The sequence below is a fragment of the Acidisoma sp. genome (assembly GCF_035492295.1).
In the GTDB taxonomy this organism is placed as follows: Bacteria; Pseudomonadota; Alphaproteobacteria; order Acetobacterales; family Acetobacteraceae; genus Acidisoma.
Window position 1 is genome coordinate 1 of sequence record NZ_DATJJK010000061.1, and the last position, 2,600, is coordinate 2,600.

Below are 2,600 nucleotides of genomic sequence, written 5' to 3' on the forward strand. Positions count from 1 at the left end.
TGAACGGCTTGATCGAACAACACGATCTGGCTCGCGAAGGCATCGCGGAACAAGCCGGAGATGCGCAACGAGACATCCACGCGGGGCCGGTTCAGCTCGGCAAGCGGCAGGATTTCGAAGCCATTCACCCGGCCGGTGCCGCTATCCCAGAGCGAGCGAGCACCGAGCAGGATAAGGGCGAGCGCAAAATCCTCCCCGCCCGTTCGCATGGTGGCGCTGCCCCAAAGATCGAGCACGAGCGACCTTGGCCAGTCTCCCTGCTCCTGCCGATGGCGGGCGAGGAGTGCGCGGGCGGCCTTTTCCGCCAGCACCATGGCCGAGGGTGTCGGGATCAGGCGCGGATCGAAACTGGTAAGATTGCGCCCCGTGGGCAGAACATCGGCGCGGCCGCGCGTCGGCGCACCCGCCGGGCCGGGCGGGATGAAGCGCCCGTCAAGCGCGTCAAGCAGCGCCCGGGCTTCCGCCGGGCCGCAGGCATCCACGAGCGTTGCGACACCTTCAGGCAGTGCCGCAAGCAGACCGGCGCGCGGCCTGCCCGTAGGGCTGTGGCCGAAGACGTGCAGACCGTCCCGGATCTGACTGTCCTTGACGTCACACAGATAGGCATCCAGCCGGGCGAGCGCCGCATCCTCCTCCGCATCGGGCGTGACGCCGCTTTCGGCGAGCAGGCCGGAGGTTTTCGCCTCGGCCAGGATTTCTTTCTTCAGGGCCAGTGCGCGACGACGGTCGAGCCCGTCGGCACCGGCGAATTCGTCGATGAGACGCTCCAGGCGAGAGGCTGCGCCATGCAACCCGGCACGCTGCAGGGGTGGGGTAAGATGCCCGATCATCACCGCGCCGAGGCGCCGCTTGGCCGGGGCGGCCTCGCCGGGATTATTGACGATGAAAGGATAGATCACCGGCAATCCGCCGAGCAGTTTTGCCGGCCAGCACGCGGCCGAGAGCGCGGCTGCCTTGCCGGGCAGCCATTCCAGCGTGCCATGCGTGCCGAGATGGATCAGCGCGTGGATGCCCGAGAGGCTCTCATAGAAAGCCCGATACGGCGCCGACGGCGGCGCATCCGGGTCATGATAGAGCGCGCGGCGCTCGCCCGCGCCGCGACCAGGCTGGATCGCGATGGTGATGTTTCCGGCCTGCACGCGCTCCCCGCGCTTGAGGGGGGAAAGGTCCGTTTCTCCGGTCTCGTATCCGGCCTCCGCAAGCAGGGCCAGAATGGAAAGAAGGCTCGCGAAACTATCGAGCCCAACGGCATAGCCGATTTCATGGCTCGCGCCCGTGGCACCGGGATAGTTGGAGAGGACGATGGCGAGCTTTCGTTCGGCCACCGGCGTGGCTGCCAGCCGGGCCCAACGGCAGGCGCGGGACGCCGCAAGCGCGATGCCCGGGGCATAGGGCGTGAGCGATGCGCGACCGGCTTCGTCCCGCTCCTTGAAGGAGATCACCGTCGTCAGCAGCCGCCCGTCCGCCTCCGGCAGCACTACCTGCATCGCGAGATCCGCCTGCGAGAGGCCGCGCGTCGACACGTCCCAGGCGGCGCGGGGCGAACCCGCCTGCACGCATTGCAGGATGGGGCAGTTTGCCGCTTCCAGGGGCGATGGCGCATCGCCGAGACGCGCGGAAAAACCGGTGCAATTGAGGATCACGGACGGCTTCCAGGCGAAAAGCCAGTCAGCCACGAAGGCGGCGCTCACGGGGTTCTTGAGACTGTCGACATAGAGCGCGCGATGGCCGAGGCCATGCGCCCCGAGTTCCGCCATCAGCGCCGTGACGGGCGCAACCTCCCCCGCCAGGAGATGCGACCGATAGAAAACAATAACCGCATCCGGGTTGCCGCTGGGTGTGCCGAATATGCCATGGTCCGGCAGCGGCATGGCCGGCGCCGGCGCCTCTGCACACAGACCGGCGGCATGGGCCGCCGCCTGGAAGGCGCGGGCGAGATTGTCCGGCCCGCTCTGGCGCAGCGCCGCGCCGATCGTGTTCCGCACATCCGGAGCCAGGGTCGAGAGGCCGGCGAGCGTCGGGTCATCGCCCTTCCCGTCGCCCGGCAGCAGGGCCAGTGGAATCCCGGCAGCCCGGCAGGTGGCAGAAATTTCCTCGATACCGTAGCGCCAGTAGTCGAGGCCGCCGAGCAGGCGGATCACCACCACGCGCGCCTTCGCGACCAGCTGCTCACAGAGCAGATCGACGGAAAGCGGATGCAGGAAGCGGCCGATGCGTTCCAGGCGGATGCTCGGGAAGCCCTGGGGCAGCCGGGCGGCAGCAGCCGCCCCCAGGTCACTGTCGGAAAAGGACAGGAACAGCAGATCGGCGGGCAGGCCACCGGGCTCGACCGCCGTCTCCCCTTCCTCCAGCCCGTGGCTTTCACGAAACAGGATATGCATCGCGGGGCGGCCCGGACCTCAGCCCCGGATCGCGGCTTCGATCGCCGCGCGATCGAGCCCCGTGCGGCCGATGACGACCATGCCCCCCGCCTCCTCGCCCGATTTCCAGGCACGGTCATATTCATGGCGGAAACGGCTGCCGACGCCTTGCACCAGCAGGCGCAGCGGCTTGCCCTCGATGCGGACGAAGCCTTTCATGCGCAGCACATCATGCAGCGC

General features: G+C 68.4%; 2 protein-coding genes. Both read right to left on the reverse strand.

Annotation, left to right across the window (positions count from 1 at the left end; all coding sequences use genetic code 11):
* The coding region (locus VL752_RS04605; RefSeq protein WP_325352633.1) for a cobaltochelatase subunit CobN at nucleotides 1-2,381 on the reverse strand (2,381 nt) is incomplete at its 3' end.
* An 18-nt stretch (nucleotides 2,382-2,399) separates the two neighbouring features.
* A partial coding sequence (locus VL752_RS04610) for a GTP-binding protein (protein WP_325352635.1) occupies nucleotides 2,400-2,600 on the reverse strand: 201 nt, incomplete at its 5' end.